This is a genomic window from Providencia sp. CIM-Carb-044 (assembly GCF_033901115.1).
Taxonomy (GTDB): Bacteria; Pseudomonadota; Gammaproteobacteria; order Enterobacterales; family Enterobacteriaceae; genus Providencia; species Providencia hangzhouensis.
This window is the reverse complement of record NZ_JAXADV010000001.1, coordinates 180,511-203,802: the sequence shown is the minus strand read 5'-3', so window position 1 is coordinate 203,802 and position 23,292 is coordinate 180,511. Positions and strand designations below refer to the sequence as shown.

The window sequence follows — 23,292 nt, the reverse complement described above, 5'->3', positions numbered from 1 at the left end:
GATTTATTTTATTATTTTTATAGGCTTTAAAAGTATAGAAGTGGTGTTGGTGTTGGTGTTGGTGTTGGTGTTGATCAGAAATAAAAAACAGTGCCGTATAAAATACAAGCACTGTTTTGATGTAATAATTAAGATTTACAGCCCGATTATTGGCCGTAAATATTTACACGATCACGTAATTCTTTACCTGGTTTAAAGTGAGGAACATATTTACCTTCTAGTTCCACTTTATCACCAGTTTTTGGGTTACGGCCAACGCGTGGAGCACGGTAGTGAAGAGAAAAACTGCCGAAACCACGGACTTCAATACGCTCACCGTTAGCTAACGTATCCGCCATATGCTCAAGAATTTCCTTTACAGCTTCCTCAACGGTTTTTGCTGAAAGATGAGACTGCTGGCTAGCCAGTCTTTCAATTAATTCAGACTTGGTCATAGTACCTCCCTAAACTACCGTTACAAAGGGGCAACGCTACTGTTGCCCCCACTTAATTATTCGCCTTTAGCTGCTTTGAAAGCTTCAGCCATAGCATTGTTGCCGAATGCTGTATCTTCTTGTTTGTTCACAGCTGCGACAGCGTCTTTCTCATCAGCTTCGTCTTTAGCGCGAACAGACAGGTTGATTACACGGTTTTTACGATCAACACCAGTGTATTTAGCTTCAACATCATCACCAACGTTCAGAACCAGTGTTGCATCTTCAACACGGTCACGTGAAGCTTCTGATGCACGCAGGTAACCTTCAACGCCCAGTGTCAGCTCAACAGTTGCACCTTTAGCATCAACTGCGATTACTTTACCAGTTACGATTGCGCCTTTCTTAGTTGCTGCTAAATAGTTATTGAATGGATCTTCAGCTAACTGTTTAACACCTAAAGAAATACGTTCACGCTCTGCGTCGACTTGCAGAACAACAGCTGCGATTTCATCACCTTTTTTGTATTCACGAACTGCTTCTTCGCCTGCAACGTTCCAGGAGATGTCAGACAGGTGAACCAGGCCATCGATGCCGCCGTCCAGACCGATGAAGATACCGAAGTCAGTGATAGACTTGATTTTACCTTCAACGCGGTCGCCTTTGTTGTGAGTTTCTGCAAATTGCTGCCATGGGTTAGATTTGCACTGTTTCAGGCCCAGTGAGATACGACGACGTTCTTCATCAATATCCAGAACCATAACTTCAACAACATCACCAACGTTAACAACTTTAGATGGGTGGATGTTTTTGTTAGTCCAATCCATTTCTGAAACGTGAACCAGACCTTCAACGCCTTCTTCGATTTCTACGAAGCAACCATAGTCAGTCAGGTTAGTAACGCGACCAGTCAGTTTAGTACCTTCTGGGTAACGTTTAGCGATTGCGACCCAAGGATCTTCGCCCAGTTGTTTCAGACCCAGAGAAACACGAGTGCGCTCACGGTCGAATTTCAGAACTTTAACATTGATTTCATCACCAACGTTGACGATTTCGCTTGGGTGTTTAACACGTTTCCAAGCCATGTCAGTGATATGCAGCAGGCCGTCAACACCGCCCAGATCAACGAATGCACCGTAGTCAGTAAGGTTCTTAACGATACCTTTAACTTCCATGCCTTCTTGCAGATTTTCCAGCAGTTGATCGCGCTCAGCGCTGCTTTCAGATTCAATTACAGCACGACGAGAAACAACAACGTTGTTGCGTTTCTGATCCAGCTTGATTACTTTGAACTCAAGCTCTTTGCCTTCCAAGTGAGTAGTATCACGAACTGGACGTACATCAACCAGTGAACCTGGTAAGAACGCACGAATACCGTTCAGCTCAACAGTGAAACCACCTTTAACTTTACCGTTGATAACACCAGTTACAGTTTCAGCTTCTTCGTAAGCTTTTTCCAGCATCAGCCATGCTTCATGACGTTTAGCTTTCTCACGAGACAGGATAGTTTCACCGAAACCATCTTCTACTGCATCCAGAGCTACATCGATTTCGTCGCCAACTTGGATTTCTAGCTCACCCTGAGCATTTTTGAACTGTTCTACTGGGATAGCAGATTCTGATTTAAGACCTGCGTCAACAAGGACTACGTCTTTATCGATGGCAACAACAGTACCACGGACGATAGAACCAGGACGAGTTTCAATATTCTGCAGGGATTCTTCAAAGAGTTGAGCAAAAGATTCAGTCATATTAATGATCTTCAAGAGTTTTAAATTAACGTCCACTTAGCTTCCCGCCAAATGGGGTTGTTTCACATACCCCACAACATTCCATGTCGCAAGGTTGATGCTATGCTAATAATATAATCACATAGCGGTAACTGCGTATATTATCTAATTATAAGCTAAAATAAAGCCTATTATCACGATAATTGTAGAATTTTTTTTGCATAGGTGTGTGCTTTTTCAATAACTTCCTCAATAGACATACTTGTGGAATCCAGCACTAATGCGTCTTTCGCGGCAATAAGAGGTGCAACAGAGCGATTACGATCACGAAAATCCCGCTCTTCAATTTCGCTTAAAAGACGTTCAAAATTAACATCAAAACCTTTTTCTTGCAACTGCTTCATCCGCCGATGAGCCCGTTCTTCCGCGGAGGCATCAAGAAAAATTTTTACCGGTGCATCGGGAAAAACCACCGTTCCCATATCACGGCCATCAGCAATAAGCCCAGGATGGGTTCTAAATGCACGTTGGCGTCGAAGTAAAGCTTCACGTACGCGAGGAAAAGTGGCTGTTTGGGATGCAGTGTTTCCTACTGTTTCGGTTCTAATTTGATTTGAAACATCTTCCCCTTCCAGAATAACTTTCAGTACATTATCTTCAGGAACAAATTTCACATCTAAATTTGCAGCCAAGGGAACTAACGCATCTTCGGATTGGATATCAACATGGTGATGTAACGCAGCTAACGCTAATACACGATAAATTGCGCCCGAGTCTAAAAGTTGCCACCCAAACTCGTTTGCTAATGCTTGGCAAAGCGTACCTTTACCTGCTCCGCTTGGTCCATCAACGGTGATTACAGGGGCTATCGCCACCATAAAAAATCTCCTTTTCTGCAAATAGCCTAGCTACCCGCAATTAAAATCTGTGAAGGTATTATACCAATTCAGTAGATTTGTGAAATAAGCAGGTTCTGATGATTGCTAAAAAATAAGAAAAAGTTGATATTTGAATCGTAAAAATCAGGTTGATATCAAAGAAAATAATATCAACCCAATCAATAGATTAATGACTTAGACGTGCCAACTGTTCGAAGTAATCAGGAAAAGTTTTTGCAGTGCAGCCCGGATCCAAAATTGTTACTGGTGTATCTGATAATGCAACTAACGAAAAACACATTGCAATACGATGGTCGTTATAGGTTTCAATTTCAGCATGTTGTAATTTTTTCGGTGGAACAACACGAATATAATCATGCCCTTCTTCCACTTCAGCGCCAACTTTTCGTAACTCTGTCGCCATCGCATATAACCGGTCGGTCTCTTTTACCCGCCAGTTATAGATATTACGAATAACCGTTTCGCCTTCAGCAAACAGGGCAACCGTTCCAATGGTCATTGCCGCATCAGGGATCGCGTTCATGTCCATATCAATACCTGTCAACGTTCCGCGTTCACATTCAACGTAGTCATCACCCCAACGAATAGTCGCGCCCATTTTTTCTAATACGTTGGCAAATTTAGTGTCCCCTTGCAAACTATTGCGCCCAATTCCTGTTACACGCACTACGCCCCCCTTAATGGCGGCCGCAGCGAGGAAATAAGACGCTGATGAAGCATCACCTTCCACTAAATATTCGCCTGGTGATTGGTATTGTTGCTGCCCTTTGATAACGAAATATTCATATTGATGATTTTCGATATTAACACCGAACGTTTTCATTAATGCTAATGTGATATCAATGTAAGGTTTGGAGACTAACTCGCCAATAATTGTAATTGTTGTGTCTTGCTCTGCACGCGGTGCCGCCATTAACAGCGCAGTTAAAAACTGGCTGGAAACAGACCCATCAACTGAAATTTGGCCACCGATAAAACCACCTTTTAAACGTAATGGTGGGTAATTCTCTTGTTCCAAATATTCAATCTCTGCACCGCCTTCCCTCAGCGCATCAACCAAATGCCCAATTGGGCGCTCTTTCATGCGAGGCTCACCCGTTAAAATAATATTATTACGGCTTAGTGATAGTGCTGCGGTCAGTGGGCGCATTGCAGTTCCCGCATTGCCTAAAAAGATTTCTGTTTCATCTGGATGAGATAAATTTCCACCTAAACCTTCCACACGACAACGTGTTTTATCTTCAGACAATTGGTAGTTAACACCTAGCTGGCTTAATGCATTCAGCATATGGCGAATATCATCACTGTCCAATAAGTTAGTGAGTGTGGTCGTTCCTTTAGCCATCGCTGCTAATAATAGTGCGCGGTTTGAGACACTTTTTGACCCTGGCAAATTAATTGTGCCGTTGATTGAAGAGATAGGTTGTAATGTCAGGGATTGCATAAAAAGCAGTTTCTCCAGTGAAGTTTTGCAAGTAAATAAAATCTGGCTCTATTTTCTTTTAAGTCAAATAAGAAGAGCACAGATAACCGACTGAACATCCTATTTCAGTCGGCAAATCTCATTATTGAGCGTTATGGCGTTCGAAATCAGCCATAAAATCAACCAAAGCCTGTACACCAGCTAATGGCATCGCATTATAGATTGACGCACGCATACCACCAGCCACTTTATGGCCTTTTAGAGAAAGTAAGCCTTGCTCTTTGGCTTCTTCAATAAATTTCGCATCAAGTGCCGGGTTTTGCATTTGGAACGGTACGTTCATCCAAGAACGGTTTTCAACCGCAACACGGTTAATGTAGAACTGGCTATCATCAATTGCATTGTAGAGTAATTGTGATTTTTCATAATTACGCTTAGCCATTTCTTGCAAACCACCTTGCTCTTTTAACCATTTGAAGACCATCCCCGCGAGATACCAAGCAAAAGTCGGTGGAGTATTAAACATTGAATCGTGTTTTGCTAATACCGTGTAATCAAATACAGATGGAGTCTGAGGCGAAGCTTTACCGAGCAGGTCTTCTCGAATAATAACGATAGTTAATCCAGCTGGCCCAATATTTTTTTGAGCTCCCGCATAAATTACACCATAACGGCTTACATCAATCGGTTTAGATAAGATAGAAGAGGAATAGTCAGCAACAATAATTTTATCTTCAGGGAAATCAGGTTCCTCATGAATAGCTAAGCCACCAATGGTTTCATTTGGGCAATAGTGAACATAAGCGGCATCATCACTTAATGGCCACTCTTTCATAGGTTTTAAACTAACAATGCCATCTTTTTCTTCAGTAATTTGAATTACATTAGGTGTACAGTATTTTTCAGCTTCTTTTGCTGCTGACTCTGACCAATAGCCGCTTACAATGTAGTCTGCGGTCGTTTTATCACCTAGTAAATTCATTGGTAACGTTGCAAAATGGGCTCGAGCTCCACCGTGACAAAATAAAACTTTATAGTTATCAGGGATGTTTAATAAATCACGTAAATTTTGCTCTGCTTCTGTTGCCACTTCGATAAAGTCTTTTCCGCGATGGCTAACTTCCATGACAGAAACGCCTAAACCCTTCCAATTACAAAACTCTTGTTCAGCACGACGCATGACTTCAACAGGTAGCATAGCTGGACCTGCACTGAAATTATAAACCTGACTCATTGACCTCACCCTATCCATCTTCAATTATGGTTAATAAAATTCACTCAGATAGTTAAAGTTGTACCACTCCAAGCCTTTAGCTGCAACGGTTATTGTCAGCAATCCCAAAAATGAAAGGGGGGTTATTTTTTGATAATGGGGAAAAGAATTTTGTTAATCTTGTCACACTCTCGACAAGCACCATTTTATGGAGAAATTAACAATAAATAAGCGATAATATCCCGAATTACATCATTGCGCTGTGTTTCGGGATATTCATTGAAATGTCTTTTATTGAAGATTAAAAATTAGCGAATAACTTTGCTTACGATCTCAATCGCTTCTTTTTCTATTTGGCGTAAATGATCTTCTCCACGGAAGCTTTCACAATAAATTTTATACGCTTCTTCCGTACCTGATGGCCTTGCTGCAAACCAGCCATAATCAGTCATGATTTTTAAACCACCAATTGGCGCATTATTACCGGGGGCTGCGGTTAAACGCTGTGTAATTTTATCTCCTGCCAATGTATCTGCTGCAACCATTTCCGGTGATAATTTACTTAGCTTCGCTTTTTCTTCGTGAGTAGCTTTCGCTTGAATACGGTTGTAAATCGGTGCCCCAAATTTTTTGGCAAGGTTATTATAACGCTGCTGCGGGTTTTCACCGGTAACCGCCGTAATTTCCGCAGCTAGTAAGCAAAGAATGATACCATCTTTGTCTGTTGACCAAGGTGTGCCATCGAATTTTAAGAATGATGCCCCAGCACTTTCCTCACCGCCAAAACCTAGTTGTCCACTGAATAACCCATCAACGAACCATTTGAACCCTACAGGCACTTCAACTAATTCACGACCGATATCATTAACAACACGGTCAATCATCGCACTTGAGACAAGTGTTTTCCCTACCGCAACATTTTTTCCCCACTGAGGGCGGTGTTGGAATAGGTAGTCGATTGCCACAGCAAGATAGTGATTTGGATTCATTAAACCATCGGGGGTAACAATGCCATGACGGTCATAGTCAGGGTCATTAGCGAAAGCTAAATCAAATTTTTCTTTCATCCCAAGCAAACCCGCCATTGCCCAACTTGATGAGCAATCCATACGGATAACACCATCATGATCCAAAGGCATAAAACGGAACGTTTGGTCTAATTGGTCATTTACGATTTCAATATCTAATTGATAATATTCAGCAATTTTTTTCCAGTATTCAATACCGGAACCGCCTAGTGGGTCAACACCAATTTTCAAACCAGACTTAGCAATCGCTTGCATATCAACAACTTCGCCTAATGCAGAGACATAAGGCATAACCAAATCTTGCTGAATAACGTATTCACTCGCCATCGCTGTATCAAAATTGACTCTTTTAACCCCTTCCAGGTTATTGACTAGCAATTGGTTTGCATTTTTTTCAATAACAGAAGTTAAATCGGTATCAGCCGGCCCGCCATTCGCAGGGTTGTATTTAATACCGCCATCTTCAGGTGGGTTATGTGAAGGCGTAATCACAATGCCATCCGCAACATCTTGGTGTGATTGGTTATAACTTAAAATAGCGTGAGAGATAGCTGGAGTTGGCGTAAAACCATTATTTTCCTGAACAATTACATGAACTTGATTTGCCGCTAACACTTCAACCACTGTAATAAACGCTGCTTCTGATAACGCATGGGTATCTTTCCCTACAAAACAAGGACCTGTTACACCTTGCTTTTTGCGTAAATCGGCAATTGCTTGTGCAATGGCTAATATGTGGTTTTCATTAAAATTTTTACGCAACGAACTACCACGATGCCCTGATGTGCCAAACTTAACAGCTTGAGATGTATTATCGGGTTGTGGTTGCTGCGTATAATATTGAGCGGTTAATTGAGCGACATTGATCAAGTCACTTTGAAACGGAAGCTGCCCTGCACGTTCATGTATTGTCACTTGTTTTCTCCCAAAGCACTGATGCTTTGTTATCAACATCAGTGGCCTTTCAGTTTTTAAATAGTATTACAAACTTTTTCAATCACATTGGTTGGAAATTGCATTTCCTGCATGATCGCATCAACCATGCTACGTTTACGATTCGTATTCGTATTCGTGATCACCCAATAGGGTGTTCCTGGTATATGACGCGGCTTAGATTGCTTACCAGCTGCAAGTAATGTTTGTTCATCACCAGCAAAATAAATACGAGTTCGGCCATGCATTAACTCTGTTGCACTCGCAAAACGATTCGCATCTAAACTATATAAAGTAGATAAAATCAACATAAAGCGGTCAATCGCTTTACTTTTTTCTGCATAAGCGTCAGATAACAGAAGCTCTCTAATGACTCTAACAGGGTTTAATGCAACAGCAGGTGTACTCATCGCAGGTTCAGCCTTAATAACAGCATGTTCCTGACTAATTTCTTTTGCTTGTACTGGCTGCCCGGATTTGAAATTTAACATACGGCGCAAAATATCCGATGCACTTTCACCGATATGCTGTGTATGGCTCGCAATATAGCGGTAAAGCTCTTCATCAACTTCTATCGTTTTCATTTTTTCCCAGTACTTTTTTAACTAAAATTTGCGGTGTGATTATAAGACAGATTTAAAAAAAACAAAACAATTAAAATTTCAATAACTTAAAGTAAACATTATTCTAAGTTCAAAGATAATTCAGTGGGTTATCATGCCATGACTTCCAGTATTTTGCCTCAGTGATCAACTTCAATTTTCTGAAATTCATTGGCTAAGGATATTTTGATTATCGACTCATTGACTTACCTCAGCCAAAATCGCAGCTTATTTGACCATTTGGATTTTATTCATAGCCGTGACATGATAAGACCACATGTACCGCTGACGAATTGATCAAACAAATATGACTGTGTTACTTAACCATACTATCCATAAACCTGAAAATCCAATCTCAAATAGTCCTATTGTACTCATACATGGGTTATTTGGTGACCTCAATAACTTAGGTGTTTTAGGACGTAATCTACAACAATATTTCGATACGATTCAAATTGATGTTCGTAATCATGGTGACTCATTTCGTGATGAGCAAATGAGTTACCAACAAATGGCCCAAGATGTTATTACTCTAATAAAGTCTTTAGGTTACGAAAATGCTATTTTAATTGGTCACTCTATGGGGGGCAAAATCGCCATGGCGGCAACAGCAATAGCCCCTAATTTTATTAATAGTATCGTTGCTATTGATATGGCGCCTGTCGCTTACCAAGTCCGTCGTCATGATAAAATATTCGCGGCGCTTGATGCCGTCACAGCAAAAAATGCAAAAACTCGCCAAGAAGCTACTATGATTATGCGTGATTACATTAATGAGGATGGCGTTATCCAATTTCTGCTTAAATCCTTTAAGCAAGGTGAGTGGAAATTTAATTTACCTGCCCTAAAAGCTAATTATGAAAGTATTATTGGTTGGGAAATAGTACCCGCCTGGAATAAACCCGTGCTGTTAATCCCAGGAGGAAATTCCCCTTATGTACAAGCTGAATATAAAGAACAAATCGCACAACAATTTCCGCAAGCCAAAGCGTGGGTTGTTGCTGATACAGGGCACTGGGTTCATGCAGAAAAACCAGACCATGTTTTAAGAGCCATTCATCGTTTTTTATCTATCCCTGAATAATTGTTCACATTTAAATATAGATATTGAAAAGATATATAACTTTTCAATATCTTTAAATATATTTGTAGTTAAATATAATTACTTTATTAATTACATAATAAGACTAACTTCAATACACAGCGAATTACAAACCCTGTATTATCCAAATTCTACTCCACCTTATTACTATCTAGTGCATATTTTATCAATGCAAATTTGGAATTAAAAATTCAAATAACTTAAGGAATTTATTAATATAGAAAATGGATAGTCTCAAATCAAAATCAACATTATACTTCATTAGTGTTATTGCTAAGTTATCAGGGCAAGTAAATCCTAAAGAACTAGAACAAACACTCAATCAATCTATTGGTTATAATGAAAAACTTAACATTATTAAATCGAAACATGCCATTCGCTGTAGGAATAAATATCAGAAGAATAAAAATGTAACTAAAATCGTATGCCCTGCTATTTTATATAATACCAAAGGAGAAGCCATTCTATTAGCTAACTGCAATCAAGAACAAGTACTCATTCAGCAATTTGGGAATACGCCGCCAGAGATATGGAGTATTGATGAGCTGAATCAACAATGGAATGGTCATTGGTTAGAAGTAAACCTTAAGCAGGGTCAATTTGACATTACCTGGTTCCAAGTCGAATTTATGAAATACAAACCCATTATTTTGTGGGTTTTATTCTTTTCATTTATATTGCAAATACTCGCATTAGTTTCCCCTATTGTTATGCAAGTTATTATGGATAAAGTACTCGTTCATAATAGCTTAGTCACATTGGACGTTTTAATTTTTGGGTTAATTATTGCGGCGTTAATAGAAGTGACTTTGAAAGGGTTACGTGAGTATATTTATCATCACACTGTTAACCGCATTGATATGACACTGGGCTTGAAGCTGGTAAATCATTTACTGAGACTGCCTATTCCCTTTTTTAAAAGCAGGCAAATAGGCGCAATTGTCACCCGAGTAAAAGAGCTCGAAACTATTCGTGAATTTTTAACCAGCAGCTTTTTTACTCTATGTGTCGATGTGCTATTTTTATTTGTATTTATTTTTGTGATGAACTTGATCTCCACAACACTCACAATAATATTTTTGTGTTCTATTCCTTTTTATCTTTTATTAGCTTGGTGGTTAACGCCTAAAATTGAATCTGCTGCACAGCAACAATTCACCAATATTGCCATCAATACCTCTTTTTTGACCGAAAGTATCAATGGGATCGAAACAGCCAAAAGCTTATCCGTCGAACCAAATTTCACTCGTCGCTGGGACGGCCAAACCGCTGATATGAGCCAAACTAACTTTGTATCAGGGCAAATAAGCTCCCGCTCTGAACATCTAGTGATGGCTATTGAAAAAATCACCAGTGCTATTGTTTTGTGGGTTGGTGCTTCTGAAGTTTTAGCGTTGCAGATGACGATTGGCCAGCTTATTGCCTTTTACATGATGGTTAGCCACGCTAACCAGCCCCTCATCAAACTAACTAAATTATGGGGGGACTACATTCGAACCAGTGTCGCTATCGAAAAGCTCTCCCAAATTATTAACTTACCTACCGAACAATCACAGCAAGAAAATAAGTTATCTCTTCAAGGGCATTTAAATCTAAAAAATATCTCGTTCCGCTACCAACCTAACATGCCATTTGTTCTAAAAAACTTTAATTTAAATATTAAAGCGGGAGAAACTATTGGTATTGTTGGGACATCAGGGTCAGGTAAGAGCACCCTCGCTAAATTATTACTACGGCTTTATACCCCTGAAAGTGGTGCTATTTTTGTGGATGGAACCCCCATGTCTGCGATTAACTTGCACTCCCTTAGACAACAAATTGGTATTGTTTTACAGGAAAATTTCTTATTCAGCCAATCTGTTTTTCACAATATCGCTCAAACCTCACCGGATGCCTCCATGGACGAAGTCGTTCATGCCGCCAAAATGGCGGGAGCACACGATTTTATTTTGAAATTACCAAAAGGTTACGACACCGTTCTTGCCGAGGGGGGAACATCACTTTCTGGCGGCCAACGCCAACGTATTGCTATTGCTAGAACACTGCTTTCCAACCCTAAAGTGATTATTTTTGATGAGGCAACTAGCGCTTTAGATGACGAATCCCAAGCCGTTATTCAAGAAAATATGCATATTATTGCAAAAGGAAGGACCATCATCACAATTGCTCACCGCCTATCAACTATTCGCCATCACCAGCGGATCATTGTGATGCAAAATGGTGAAATTATCGAGCAAGGTAGCCATCAGCAACTTATTGAACAAGGTAATTTTTATAAACATTTGTGGACTCTACAACAGTCTCTGAAATCAGACATGGACGTAAAATGAAACATCGATTAGACAAAAACCGTTATAACAGCTTTTTGCCTTCACACTTGGCGATATTAAAAACACCACCGTCTTACTTGGCACTATACGTCGCTATTTCTATTAGTGTAGGCGTTTTTATTGCTATAACTTGGTCGTTTTTTGGTAAGTTGGATATTCAAGCAACCACGCAAGGTAAACTTATTGTTTCAGGACGAACACAGTTAATTCAAGCGTTTGAATTAAGTCGTTTAGAACATATTCATGTCACTGATGGGCAAGTAGTAAAACAAGGGGATCCTTTAATAACTGTCAATGTATTAGGTGTTGACCAAGATATCCTAAGTTTAAATTACCAACATAACTTCCATGTAGCCGAAATATTAATTTATCAAGCATTGATTTCACAACAGCCTATTGAGCAATTACCTTTATTTAACCAATTAACTGAACTAGAACAAAACAATACACGGGCTAGCTATCAAACACAAAAAATAGAATTTGATTCATTAATTAATGAACTTAATAATGAAATTCAATTAAATACTGTCAATCAGCAAGCTAGAAAAGACGAATTACTCACTATCAATTCCCTCATCGTAAACATCAAAAAGCGTCTCGATGCACACCATTCGTTAACTAAAAAGCAGTTGATCAGCCAGAAGGAATTTTTAGAACAAGAGCGAGAACTATTAATCGCTAAAAAAGAAAAAGTCACCAAATTATCTGAGCTTTCCATTCTGAAAAGCCAGTATCAAGCCTTAAATGAAAAGGTAGACAGAATTAAAGCCCAAAAAAACCAAGAGTGGGATGAAAAATACAAACAAGCTGACTTTAAGCGGGCTTCCCTTGAGCAAGAACTATTAAAAAATAAAGAAAGAAACCAATTAGAAATCATACGGGCTCCCGTTGATGGCACGATACAACAACTTGCTACACACACTATAGGTGCAGTGTTACAACCCGCACAGCAGTTAATGGCTGTAGTACCTAATAATCATGTTCAACTAGCTGAAATTAAAATCTTAAATAAAGATATTGGTTTCATCCATGAAGGGTTAAGAGCAGAGGTGAAAATAGATGCTTTCCCTTACACTCGTTATGGCACAGTTGAAGGGGAAGTGATTTCCGTCTCTCGTGACAGTACTCTCGATGAAAATCTTGGATTAGTGTTCTTAGGGCAAATCGGTCTTAAGCAAAAAGAACTAGTAGTTGATGGTGAGTCTATTGAACTGACACCCGGTTTATCCATTGTGGCAGAAATAAAAACAGATAAACGCCGTATTATTGATTACTTACTTAGCCCAATCAATGAATACACCTCAAACGCGATGAGAGAAAAATAATCGATGGAACAGTTAAATAATCATGGTTTGGATGCCTTAGTTTGGGTGGCTAAATATTATCAAAACAATGTTTCATCTGACCAACTAAGACATGCTATTGGTATGCAAACTTTATCCCCTACTGAGTGGGAAATTAGAGAATGCGCACAAATATTGGGGTATGAAACCGAGCTTATTGCAGCACAATATAAGCAATTAAGAACACTACCTTTGCCCGCTTTAATCTATATAGATGGTTTCTGGCAAGTAATTAGCCAAGAAAATGAATTGGTACTCATTAACCCGACTAATGATGAACGAAAACCTATTTATAATTCGATTGGGCATCAACAAGCTGAATTTGACATAGTACTCATTAAGGAGCAATTAGAACCGGAGCAAAAAAAGGCCTTTGGTTTTAGCTGGTTTATTCCCTCTATTTTGCGACAACATGTTAAATTACGAAATATTTTTATTCTCTCTGCCATTATTCAGCTTTTCGCCTTAATTAGCCCACTGTTGTTTCAAAATTTAATCGACAAAGTGTTAGTTGGCCGCAGTCTCTCAAATTTACACGTTATTGCATTGGCGATTTTTGCCATTGCTGTTGCAGAGCCGATATATGGTTTTATTCGTAATAAGATTTTTAGTCATAGTAGTAGCCAGATAAGCGCTGAATTATCAGGGAAAATTTATCGCCATTTAATGGCCTTACCTTTAAATTATTTTAAGCTAAGGCCAACAGGGAAAATTATCGCAAGGATCCGTGAATTAGCTCATATAAGGCAGTTTTTAACGGGCTCGACACTGATGCTATTCATTGACTTTATCTTTGTTATCCTTTTTGTCGCGGTTTTATTTTCCTACAGTAGTTTGATGGCTTGGATTTTATTGGGCTCTATGGGGGTATTTTTTGTTTTATGGATGATTTTAGGCCCAATCATTCGCCAACAAACTCAAAAATCTTACCAAGCCGATGAAAATGGTCTCACTTTTCTCACCGAAAGTATTACTGGGATTGAAACCATAAAAACGACAGCAACAGAAAAATACTTTAATCAACGCTGGAAAAAAATATTTAGCAAGCAGCTAACTCAAAGCTTTAAAGTATCAATGCGCAGTGAAGTTGCCTCTCAGTTAATGACACTTGTGAGTAAAATAACTACCGCAATTCTTTTGTGGGTTGGTGTCAAGGAAGTATTAAACGGTGGGATTTCTCCTGGCGAATTAGTGGCATTTAATATGCTAAGCGCGCATGTTACACAACCTGTATTGCGATTTGCCCAGGTTTGGCAAGATTTCCAACATACCATCATTTCATTGCGTCGGGTGGGAGATATTCTTGATGAGCCTGTAGAAAATGAACGTAAAGGGATTGCAAACACTTCAAATATTCACGGAAAAATCGAGTTTCAAAACATCCGCTTTCGTTATCAACCTGATACGCCTGAAGTTATCAATAATTTGTCATTAATGGTTAATTCTGGTGAATTTATTGGGATTACTGGCCCTTCTGGTTCTGGAAAAAGCACCTTAACGAAACTATTACAACGACTTTATGTACCACAACATGGGCAAGTTATTGTTGATGGCATGGATTTAGCTGTCGCAGATACAGTGTCATTACGCCGAAAAATGAGCGTTGTATTACAAGAAAGCACTTTATTCGTCGGTTCTATCGCAGAGAATATCCGTTTAAGCCACCCACAAGCGACTCACGAACAAGTTATTCACGCAGCAAAATTAGCTGGAGCATATGACTTTATTATGGCATTGCCTGATAATTTTAATTATCCCTTATCAGAAAAAGGCTTGAACCTTTCAGGTGGTCAGCGTCAAAGAATTGCACTTGCGCGCGCTTTACTCACCGAACCAGACATTTTAATTCTCGATGAAGCCACTTCTGCGCTCGATTACGAGTCAGAAGCTGCCATTATGGAAAATATGCCTTTAATTACGCAAGGAAGAACAGTCATTAGTATTGCTCACCGACTCAACACGATTATGCATGCTGATAGGATATGTGTTATTTGCCAAGGAGAAGTACACGAAATGGATACACACGAAAACTTGCTCAAATCAAATGGCTTATACGCCAATTTATGGCGCCAACAAACGCAATAACACGGATAAAAAAGCATCACACCTATAGCAAGTGGTGCTTTTTTACTAAAAGCGCTCATTTTACAACCGATTAAACCAAATCATCGTAGATGAAGCTATAGCACAAGGGGATTAGCTAGGGTATCATGGCGCGCTGAATTACTGGCACACCCTTTTAGCAGTTATAGACATGGCAAAAGAACAAACGGATCGAACTACACTAGATTTGTTCGCTGAGGAACGAAGGCCTGGGCGACCTAAAACAAGCCCGCTATCACGGGATGAACAACTGAGGATCAACAAACGCAACCAACTGAAACGAGATAAAGTGAAAGGATTGCGTAGAGTTGAATTGAAACTGAACGAAGAAGCTGTCGTGATATTGAATCAGTTAGCTGAAGATAAAAATATAAGCCGTAGTGAATTGATCGAAGAAATTTTGATGTCACAACTTGAGCATGTTAACACATCAATACTCAAATAACGTTATCTTGATAAATCACACAAATTTGACAGACTTAGCATCATTTTTTCGCCAGAATAAGGCGTAATATTCTATCTATTTTCGTTCTAAGTGGGCTCTAGAAGGCGAATTTTCACTTCTAGTCCTCTTAGAAAAACAAGAGGTTAATCACTTTATGGCAGTCATAGGCATTTTCTTCGGAAGTGACACAGGTAACACAGAAAATATTGCCAAAATGATCCAAGAAAGATTGGGCAAAGATGTAGCAGAAGTTCACGATATCGCAAAATGCAGTAAAGAAGATATTGAAGCTTTTGATATTCTACTTCTCGGTATTCCAACTTGGTATTATGGTGAAGCTCAATGTGATTGGGATGATTTCTTCCCTACTCTCGAAGAAATTGATTTCGAAGGTAAACTTGTCGCCTTATTTGGTTGTGGAGACCAGGAAGACTACGCTGAATATTTCTGTGATGCTATGGGTACGATCCGCGATATTATTGAGCCTCGTGGTGCTGTTATTGTTGGTCATTGGCCAACAGAAGGTTATCACTTTGAAGTATCCAAAGGTATGGCAGATGACAACCACTTTATTGGTTTAGCTATTGATGAAGATCGTCAACCTGAGCTAACTGATGAACGTGTTGATGCATGGGTAAAACAAATCTCTGAAGAAATGTCTTTAGCTGAAATTTTAGGCTAATAGATCATATAAAGAAACCTTACCCATAGATTGCACCACTGTCTTGTACAAAATGAATCACTTAAGCCAGTGGCGTAATCTAAAATAACCGATAAGGTATCCTAATAGGATAGGTTCTCAAGAGATTATCAAAATAATGAGACAATGCATGGTTTCTATTTTTATTTTCCATGCCTATAATTGTAAATCAGTTTAGAAGACAACTGTATTGATGTTAAAAATGTCTCATTATTGTTAAATTTATGATTTAAGATACAGGACAAACCCGCATGACAGACAACAACAAAGCATTGAAAAATGCTGGACTCAAAGTCACTCTTCCAAGATTAAAAATTTTGGAAGTACTTCAAGAGCCTGAGTGCCACCACGTCAGTGCGGAAGATCTCTATAAAAAGCTGATCGATATGGGCGAAGAGATCGGGTTAGCAACCGTATACCGCGTGTTAAACCAATTTGATGATGCAGGTATCGTAACCCGTCACAACTTCGAGGGTGGTAAATCTGTATTCGAGTTAACTCAGCAACATCACCATGACCATTTAATCTGTTTAGATTGTGGAAAAGTGATTGAGTTTACTGACGAATCCATTGAAACTCGCCAAAAAAATATCGCTGCTCGCCATGGCATTAAACTATCTAACCATAGTTTATATCTATATGGTCATTGCGCAGATGGTGATTGCCGTGATAATGCTGACGCACACGAAGCAAAAGAGTAATAGTATTCAACCATCGCTGATAAAACGTAATGGTTAAAAATACCAAAACCCTGATAATAAACTTTATCAGGGTTTTTTATTTCAAATATCCATATTTTTTCACTCAATTAGTGATAATTTATGATGAGTAACTTAAATTTAACTATTTATCACTACAATTTTTAGTTAAAAAAAAATTTTCCTAGAAACTATAATAGTTGCAATTCAAATCAAAACCCTTATATTATTTCACTGATGAATATATTCTATCATCTAGAATTATACTTATATATCAAAGTGGTATATAAATAACATTATAGATGTTTTCTAATTTTTCATACTATATAAAAATTATTTTATTTCCTTTCTATTATTTTAACTATAATTTAGAAAGTTGATGATTCAAATGTAGTCATAAAGTTAAAATACACTTTAAATGCACAATTACATTTATTGACTAAACTAATTACGTATTTTAGTAATTTGTAAGAGATTATCTGATGAAAAAAACATATCTTTTTCTCAACACAAGTTTTTTCTTCTGGTTTCTTACTTTAATAGGGTGGTTTTTTAGCTATTTATCTATCACCTTATTTTCGTTCGTATTATCAGTGCTATTCTTGATCGTATACTTCAATCAAAAAAAGGTAAGTAAAATGTTCACCAAAAGACAAAACAAGCCCACGCCTACATCGACGCCCCCTTCTATAAGTAATGAGCCTGAAGTGACTGCAAAGATAGAAGAACAAATTACACTATCAACGCCTACTATTAGTGAAGAAAAATCGAATACGGTTATCTCTAGGGACGTTATTTTTGAAGGGAATATTACCTCTAATGAGCAAGTACATATCTATGGAAAAGTCATTGGAAATATAACAGGAAAAGATAATACTGTTAAAGTCATGTTAAACGGCCAAGTCACGGGAAATATCACCTGTAAAGAACTGGTAGTTAATGGGCGTATTGAAGGTGAGTGCTTATCTGATACTATTTGTATTGAAAATAATGGCGAAATCCACGGTACTATCCATTACAGTAGCTTATCGATTAAAAAAGGTGGGGTTTTATCTGGCCATGCTCAAATTAAAAATCCTCCTCATCAATCGGAAAAAGTTACCATATTAAAAGATAAGTTAAAACAAGACGCTATCATACCCAATGAAAGTGTAAATAACGCTTCTTTGTAGTCACCATAAAAATAAGGTGAATATACCCACCTTATTTTCAATTTTTATATCAGTATTTACACCTATTAAAACATCTCATTAATATTAAAATATATAACAAACCTCTTTCCTATCTAGGCAAATGACTGCCATAGTTCCCCTATAGCAGTCATTTGTTACTAAAATATTTTCTACTCTAGAATACAGTAAATGGCATCATTACCATAAACTTAATATCTTTTTCATCTTGGAAAATATTTCCATAACCACCACCATAACTCGGAATATCTGTATGATTATCATATTTGGTAAAATGCAGCTTAAATAGCGTATCTTTTGCTCTACCTGACTGCACGGTATATAAAATATCAAAGTTCCATGCACTTTCTTTTAAGCGTACATCTTGAGCATATTGGCTATTCGTACTTGGTTTAGCATCCCAACCATAAATATATGAGGTTCCGACTTTCCATCCAGCTAAATCCCAATTTTTTAAATCATACATAACACCAGCCATAACGGCTTTTTCATTATTAGCATTCCAGTCTGAACGGCCATCCCACCAGATATCCATGCGGCCATTTGATGTTGCCCAACCAGGGGTCATACGCTGTAGGAAATAACCTTGATTACCTTTAGCTTTTACATAGGTTCCCTCTAATTTAAAATCAAATTCATCGTAAGTGTAACCTAATGTCATCGCTTGCAACCAAGCTAAACCGTCATAAACATCATTAACTCCGCCGTCTGAAACCTTGTCTTTTGCTCCATAAAATTGATAAGACATACGTAAATCACGGTCTACAACAGGAACAGCATAGGAAACCTTGGCAAAATATTGGTCCATATAGCTTTTTGCTTGCCCATATGCCCCTTCAAGAACTAAGTTGTTTTTAAAGTCATATTTGAAACCAATTGATTGTAAATAGCTGATCCCAGTTTTACCATCCGCTTCACGAAAATCATACATACTGCGGTACCAAGGTGCTTTATAGCGGTCGGTCCACATATAGGACATGCTGAGTTCACCATTTTGCTCAAAATCAAACACCCCGCCCACCTCTAATCCACGGTATGTTCCAGGCATATAACTCCAATGGGATGCTAATAGCGTTTGCCCCGTTGGTTGAATATAGCCACCTCTCCCCCAGAAAGGGCCATATTTCAATTTTGCGGCCGCTTTATAAAAAGTCACACCACTACGATCCCCTGTCCATTTTTCATCCCAACGTGATTTTGCGTCACTAAAACCAATTTCATTTGGTGCAGCAGGCCCACTGTTCGATAGCTCAATAGCTGTAAAACCCGCTAAATCAAGCCCAATAATGTCCTGAAAATAGCCGGATGAGAAATCTAGGCTGGCATTAAACGTTGAGTGTTTAAGATTATCCGCATACTTTTTATATTTATCACTATTAGGGTCTAAATCTTTACGTGAACGATCTCGTTGCCAGTAGTAAAGGCCACCAGTAAGTTTTGAATCTTCAAAAAATTGCTCCGCATGCATGATTGGCTGGTAACCAATAGGCAGCATCGCTATTGCGATTTTTAAGACGAGCAATTTCCTGCCAGTATTGACATTTTTATTAACCATTCTTGTATTCCTCTAATATTTTTTAATTTTATTTTTCGGCCGAAATACGATTTAACTTTCCATTTAAATCTAAATATTCACAATGAGTTATGCCTCTTGCGATGTATTTAGCCTATTTTTTGCAACGCGAATTATCAACACAGATACAGGCTTTGTTGCCAAAATATGATCAACGACACATTAATTTTAATTAATTGCCATTATCACCAGTGATGACCTTGCTAAAAATAAAATGTAATAAATTGATAAATATAAAAAATATATAGAGAATACACATAAGAAAGGGTTCAAGATAAAATCAATAAATTAACTGTTTGTACCTTAATTTTTCCTATTTTGTAGGAATTCTCAAAGTTCTATCACCACATTGACCTAATTGCCTTAAAAAAGCTCAGATTACTGAGTCAAATAATTAGGATAAATGTTGTTGTACTGAAAAATAACATACGTAAATATAAAATTTCTTAACAAACAATAAAGCTAACGGGGTACAGGCTACTGCACCCCGCTGTATTAAATTAACACTTGTTTTGATAATTAATATTTTTCGAATAATGCCTGAATTTGCTGAGGATCTTTAGTCTGAGTTAAGGCTAACTGAAGCAATACACGCGCTTTTTGCGGGTTCAACCTTTCTGAAGCAACAAAACCATATAAGTTATCATCCACTTCGGCATTTCTTGTCGTATAACCTGTTGGTACACGACTTGAACGAACGACAACCACGTCTTCTTTCGCTGCTTTTGCTAAAGCGTCAAATACCGCTTTATACATATTACCGTTACCCACACCTGCGCTTACAACCCCTTCAACCCCTTCTTCTCTCAAAGCTTTCACCGGAGCCGCTGATGCATTGGCATAATTGTAAACAATGCCTACCGCAGGGAGCTTTTCGAGTTTACTGACATCGAATGCCGCTTTGTCACCACGAGGTTGCGCTGCTTGGAAATAAGTGACTTTACCATCATGAATAAAACCTTCTGCCCCACCATTAACTGCATCAAATGCCTGTACTTCAGTGGTGCTCATTTTCATCACATTACGGCCTTGCACGACTTTATCGTTCATTGCCATCAGAACACCGCGCTCTCCAGCAGACTTATCCGTCGCTAAAACTACTGCATTATACAGGTTCAAAGGACCATCAGCGCCCAAAGCTGTTGAAGGACGCATTGCACCAACCAAGACAATTGGCTTTTTACATTGCGTGGTTAAATCAAGGAAAAATGCCGTTTCTTCTAAAGTATCAGTACCATGAGTGATTACAAAACCATCTGTTTTATCGCAATCTTGGTTAATTTTTTTCGCGAGGCTCAGCCAGACTTGGTCATTCATATCTTGTGAGCCAATATTCACCAATTGCTCACCACTTAAATTGGCAATTTTTTTGGTTTCTGGCACTGCATTAATTAAAGCATCAATCCCTACTTTACCCGCTTGATAACTGGAAGATGTGGCTGAATCACCGCCACCTGCTATCGTTCCCCCTGTCGCCAATACTGTAATATTAGGTTGAGCGATAGCGGATACGGCAAACAGTGAAACCAATGTCGCCAAAAGCGCTTTATTTCTGTTTTTCATCCTATTTTCCTTTCATTAATAAACTTCAGTTATTATGTGGAATTATGCTGAATTTTATGTGACCTATACAATTATTTTAGGATAAATAATGAATTTTAAGATGATTTATCTGTGAATAAATAAAAAGCGTGAGGCTTGCGACAAAAATCCGTATCATAGGCCGTTTGAAACACTCTATTCACAAGTGACTGACAATGAGCCAAACTTTTATTCCCGGCAAAGATGCCGCTCTTGAAGATTCTATCGATGCATTTCAAACCAAATTAAAGAAATTAGGGTTTGATATTGAAGAAGCCTCTTGGTTAAACCCTGTACCCAACGTTTGGTCTGTACATATCCGCGATAAAGCGTGTCCCCTTTGCTTTACTAATGGTAAAGGAGCGAGCAAAAAAGCCGCATTAGCCTCAGCGCTTGGTGAGTATTTTGAGCGTTTATCAACGAATTACTTCTTTGCGGACTTTTACCTTGGTAAATCTATCGCTGAAGGGGATTTTGTTCATTACCCTAATGAAAAATGGTTTCCACTAACCGAAGATGATAGTTTACCTGAAGGGTTATTAGACAATCGTTTGATTAAATTTTATGACCCCGATAACGCCTTAGCCGCCAGCCAATTAATTGACTTACAATCCGGCAATGAAGAACGTGGTATCTGCGCCCTGCCATTTACCCGCCAATCAGACAATCAAACCGTATATATTCCAATGAATATCGTTGGCAACCTATATGTTTCCAACGGAATGTCTGCGGGCAATACAGCCAACGAAGCTCGTGTACAAGGGCTTTCCGAAGTCTTTGAACGCTTTGTAAAAAATAAAATCATTGCTGAAAGTATTAGCCTACCGGCTATCCCAGCAGACGTCATGGCACGCTACCCTGCGGTAGTTGAAGCGGTTGAAACCTTAGAAAAAGAAGGTTTTCCAATTTTCTGTTATGACGCATCACTCGGTGGCCAGTACCCTGTGATTTGTGTGGTGTTATTTAACCCACAAAATGGGACTTGTTTTGCCTCATTTGGTGCTCACCCCGACTTTGGTGTTGCCCTTGAGCGTACCGTCACGGAATTACTGCAAGGCCGTGGCTTAAAAGACCTCGATGTGTTTAATGCACCGACCTTTGATGACGAAGAAGTGGCTGAGCACACGAATCTTGAAACTCACTTTATTGATTCAAGCGGTTTAATTAGCTGGGATCTGTTTAAAGATGATGCCGATTATGCCTTTGCAGATTGGAGCTTTAAAGGCACAACTCAAGAAGAATTTGCAACGCTTATTAGTATTTTCAATACATTAGATGCTGAAGTCTATATTGCAGATTATAACCACTTGGGTGTCTACGCTTGCCGAATCTTAGTCCCAGGTATGTCTGATATTTACCCAGTTGAAGACTTACATATCGCCAATAACGCGATGGGCGCTTATTTACGCGACACGATTATCAACCTACCTGATAGCCAATGGGAAAAACAAGACTATCTTGCCCTTATCGAGCAATTAGATGACGACGGTTTAGATGATTTTACCCGTGTTCGTGAATTACTTGGTTTGGCAGTAGGTAAAGACAATGGGTGGAGTAACCTGCGTATTGGTGAGTTAAAATCCATGTTGGCACTAGCGGGTGGTGATCTCGAGCAAGCACTTGCTTGGGTTGAATGGACACAAGACTTCAATAGCTCAGTATTTACTGCCGAGCGCGCAAATTATTATCGTTGCTTGCAAACCCTGTTGTTGTTATCTCAAGAAGAAGAACGTGACCCTGCGCAATACTACAACGCCTTTGTGCGTATGTATGGTCAAGAGGCAGTAGATGCTGCATCAGCCGCTATCGCTGGGGAATCATGCTTCTATGGCTTGTGGTCTATTGACGAAGAACTTAAAGCACTTCCTGCGCACCAAGCCTTGCTGGCAGCTTATGAAAAGCTGCAAAAAGCAAAGCGTGATAATGCATAATGTGAATTGAATCGTTGACGGGGAGATTACCCCGTCAACATTTTCACAATTTATT

The 23,292-nt window shown here is 38.8% G+C and carries 18 protein-coding genes; 9 read left to right on the top strand and 9 right to left on the bottom strand.

The genetic code is table 11. The features are described from left to right. Positions 1–146: 146 nt before the first annotated feature. The 7 genes from ihfB to seqA form a co-directional block, all read right to left on the bottom strand. On the bottom strand, positions 147–434 hold the full coding sequence (gene ihfB / locus SJ312_RS00885; protein ID WP_004256221.1) for an integration host factor subunit beta: 288 nt from the start codon (positions 432–434) through the stop codon (positions 147–149). Between the two features lie 56 nt (positions 435–490). After that, positions 491–2,164: a 30S ribosomal protein S1 gene (gene rpsA / locus SJ312_RS00880; protein WP_004909559.1), complete on the bottom strand. Its 1,674-nt coding sequence runs from the start codon at positions 2,162–2,164 to the stop codon at positions 491–493. Positions 2,165–2,337: 173 nt separating this feature from the next. Then, positions 2,338–3,021 carry a (d)CMP kinase gene (gene cmk, locus SJ312_RS00875; protein WP_094960688.1) on the bottom strand — a complete coding sequence of 228 codons (684 nt, stop codon included), beginning with the start codon at positions 3,019–3,021 and terminating at the stop codon, positions 2,338–2,340. A 187-nt stretch (positions 3,022–3,208) separates the two neighbouring features. Beyond that, entirely contained in the window at positions 3,209–4,486 is a 1,278-nt protein-coding gene (aroA, locus tag SJ312_RS00870) for a 3-phosphoshikimate 1-carboxyvinyltransferase (protein WP_094960687.1), read from the bottom strand. Positions 4,487–4,607: 121 nt separating this feature from the next. Then, positions 4,608–5,699, bottom strand: coding sequence for a 3-phosphoserine/phosphohydroxythreonine transaminase (serC, locus tag SJ312_RS00865; RefSeq protein WP_036957913.1), 1,092 nt, complete (start codon positions 5,697–5,699; stop codon positions 4,608–4,610). 287 nt (positions 5,700–5,986) lie between these two features. Then, a complete protein-coding gene (gene pgm, locus SJ312_RS00860) occupies positions 5,987–7,621 on the bottom strand; it encodes a phosphoglucomutase (alpha-D-glucose-1,6-bisphosphate-dependent) (protein ID WP_112308212.1) in 1,635 nt (544 codons plus the stop codon). 56 nt (positions 7,622–7,677) lie between these two features. Further along, positions 7,678–8,223, bottom strand: a complete 546-nt coding sequence (seqA, locus tag SJ312_RS00855; protein WP_004256238.1) for a replication initiation negative regulator SeqA — start codon at positions 8,221–8,223, stop codon at positions 7,678–7,680. Between the two features lie 325 nt (positions 8,224–8,548). Here seqA and ybfF point away from each other — a divergent pair, with 325 nt between their 5' ends. From ybfF to SJ312_RS00815, 8 genes are all read left to right on the top strand, one after another. After that, entirely contained in the window at positions 8,549–9,325 is a 777-nt protein-coding gene (ybfF, locus tag SJ312_RS00850) for an esterase (protein ID WP_110591447.1), read from the top strand. A 242-nt stretch (positions 9,326–9,567) separates the two neighbouring features. Continuing rightward, entirely contained in the window at positions 9,568–11,673 is a 2,106-nt protein-coding gene (locus tag SJ312_RS00845) for a peptidase domain-containing ABC transporter (RefSeq protein ID WP_094960684.1), read from the top strand. Next, positions 11,670–12,998: an HlyD family type I secretion periplasmic adaptor subunit gene (locus SJ312_RS00840; protein ID WP_165879808.1), complete on the top strand. Its 1,329-nt coding sequence runs from the start codon at positions 11,670–11,672 to the stop codon at positions 12,996–12,998. Before SJ312_RS00845 ends, SJ312_RS00840 begins: the two co-directional genes overlap by 4 nt. A 3-nt stretch (positions 12,999–13,001) precedes the next feature. Next, entirely contained in the window at positions 13,002–15,101 is a 2,100-nt protein-coding gene (locus SJ312_RS00835) for a type I secretion system permease/ATPase (RefSeq protein ID WP_153673633.1), read from the top strand. Positions 15,102–15,270: 169 nt separating this feature from the next. After that, positions 15,271–15,564: a LexA regulated protein gene (ybfE, locus tag SJ312_RS00830; RefSeq protein WP_004256256.1), complete on the top strand. Its 294-nt coding sequence runs from the start codon at positions 15,271–15,273 to the stop codon at positions 15,562–15,564. A 154-nt stretch (positions 15,565–15,718) separates the two neighbouring features. Beyond that, the gene (gene fldA, locus SJ312_RS00825) at positions 15,719–16,246 is read left to right on the top strand and encodes a flavodoxin FldA (RefSeq protein WP_004256261.1); all 528 of its coding nucleotides are present in this window, start codon (positions 15,719–15,721) and stop codon (positions 16,244–16,246) included. Between the two features lie 269 nt (positions 16,247–16,515). Next, on the top strand, positions 16,516–16,965 hold the full coding sequence (gene fur, locus SJ312_RS00820) for a ferric iron uptake transcriptional regulator (RefSeq protein WP_004256285.1): 450 nt from the start codon (positions 16,516–16,518) through the stop codon (positions 16,963–16,965). A 635-nt stretch (positions 16,966–17,600) separates the two neighbouring features. Further along, complete coding sequence (locus SJ312_RS00815; protein ID WP_231135914.1) at positions 17,601–18,134, top strand: bactofilin family protein; 534 nt, start codon at positions 17,601–17,603, stop codon at positions 18,132–18,134. Positions 18,135–18,309: 175 nt separating this feature from the next. On the opposite strand, the gene chiP is transcribed toward SJ312_RS00815, so the two are convergent. Together chiP and ansB are read right to left on the bottom strand one after the other, a co-directional pair. After that, a complete protein-coding gene (chiP, locus tag SJ312_RS00810; RefSeq protein ID WP_136134456.1) occupies positions 18,310–19,707 on the bottom strand; it encodes a chitoporin ChiP in 1,398 nt (465 codons plus the stop codon). Positions 19,708–20,244: 537 nt separating this feature from the next. After that, positions 20,245–21,288, bottom strand: a complete 1,044-nt coding sequence (gene ansB, locus SJ312_RS00805) for an L-asparaginase 2 (protein WP_004256291.1) — start codon at positions 21,286–21,288, stop codon at positions 20,245–20,247. Between the two features lie 194 nt (positions 21,289–21,482). Between ansB and ycaO the strand changes: the two genes are divergently transcribed. Next, positions 21,483–23,237 (top strand): 30S ribosomal protein S12 methylthiotransferase accessory factor YcaO, encoded by a 1,755-nt coding sequence (gene ycaO / locus SJ312_RS00800; protein ID WP_110731821.1) that lies wholly within the window; start codon positions 21,483–21,485, stop codon positions 23,235–23,237. Positions 23,238–23,292 lie beyond the last annotated feature (55 nt).

Excerpts from the sequence above, each read along its gene's own strand:
- SJ312_RS00835 (WP_153673633.1), top strand. The coding sequence starts at position 13,002 with ATGGAACAGTTAAATAATCATGGTTTGGATGCCTTAGTTTGGGTGGCT.
- SJ312_RS00815 (WP_231135914.1), top strand. The coding sequence starts at position 17,601 with ATGTTCACCAAAAGACAAAACAAGCCCACGCCTACATCGACGCCCCCT.
- seqA (WP_004256238.1), bottom strand. The coding sequence starts at position 8,223 with ATGAAAACGATAGAAGTTGATGAAGAGCTTTACCGCTATATTGCGAGC.
- ybfF (WP_110591447.1), top strand. The coding sequence starts at position 8,549 with ATGACTGTGTTACTTAACCATACTATCCATAAACCTGAAAATCCAATC.
- chiP (WP_136134456.1), bottom strand. The coding sequence starts at position 19,707 with ATGGTTAATAAAAATGTCAATACTGGCAGGAAATTGCTCGTCTTAAAA.
- SJ312_RS00845 (WP_094960684.1), top strand. The coding sequence starts at position 9,568 with ATGGATAGTCTCAAATCAAAATCAACATTATACTTCATTAGTGTTATT.
- aroA (WP_094960687.1), bottom strand. The coding sequence starts at position 4,486 with ATGCAATCCCTGACATTACAACCTATCTCTTCAATCAACGGCACAATT.
- cmk (WP_094960688.1), bottom strand. The coding sequence starts at position 3,021 with ATGGTGGCGATAGCCCCTGTAATCACCGTTGATGGACCAAGCGGAGCA.
- ycaO (WP_110731821.1), top strand. The coding sequence starts at position 21,483 with ATGAGCCAAACTTTTATTCCCGGCAAAGATGCCGCTCTTGAAGATTCT.
- ybfE (WP_004256256.1), top strand. The coding sequence starts at position 15,271 with ATGGCAAAAGAACAAACGGATCGAACTACACTAGATTTGTTCGCTGAG.
- fur (WP_004256285.1), top strand. The coding sequence starts at position 16,516 with ATGACAGACAACAACAAAGCATTGAAAAATGCTGGACTCAAAGTCACT.
- serC (WP_036957913.1), bottom strand. The coding sequence starts at position 5,699 with ATGAGTCAGGTTTATAATTTCAGTGCAGGTCCAGCTATGCTACCTGTT.
- ihfB (WP_004256221.1), bottom strand. The coding sequence starts at position 434 with ATGACCAAGTCTGAATTAATTGAAAGACTGGCTAGCCAGCAGTCTCAT.
- ansB (WP_004256291.1), bottom strand. The coding sequence starts at position 21,288 with ATGAAAAACAGAAATAAAGCGCTTTTGGCGACATTGGTTTCACTGTTT.
- rpsA (WP_004909559.1), bottom strand. The coding sequence starts at position 2,164 with ATGACTGAATCTTTTGCTCAACTCTTTGAAGAATCCCTGCAGAATATT.
- fldA (WP_004256261.1), top strand. The coding sequence starts at position 15,719 with ATGGCAGTCATAGGCATTTTCTTCGGAAGTGACACAGGTAACACAGAA.
- SJ312_RS00840 (WP_165879808.1), top strand. The coding sequence starts at position 11,670 with ATGAAACATCGATTAGACAAAAACCGTTATAACAGCTTTTTGCCTTCA.